Annotated in this window: 1 pseudogene; it reads left to right on the top strand. The window is 78.2% G+C overall.

Features of this window, described 5'->3' with window-relative positions:
* Nucleotides 1-211 (top strand): annotated as a pseudogene (locus QWY28_RS24205) (MFS transporter); the annotation flags it as partial.

Genomic DNA, 211 nt, shown 5'->3' with positions numbered 1-211 from the left:
GCGGTCGAGGCCGTCGCGGCGCTGGCCACCGGCGACCTCTTCGACCGGTACGGCGGCCGCGTCCTGCTCCTCGTCCCGCCGGTCGTCGCCGCCGTGCCCCCGCGGGTGTTCGGGCCGACGCTGGCGGCGGTGCTCGGCGGCGTCGTGCTGTGGGGCGTGGCCACCGGCGTCCTCGACTCCACCGTCAAGGCGTACGTCGCCGGGCTGGTGC

Source organism: Nocardioides oceani (assembly GCF_030412965.1).
Classification (GTDB): Bacteria; Actinomycetota; Actinomycetes; order Propionibacteriales; family Nocardioidaceae; genus Nocardioides; species Nocardioides oceani.
Note: the sequence above shows the minus strand (reverse complement) of the source record. Positions and strands in the feature narration are given on the sequence as shown.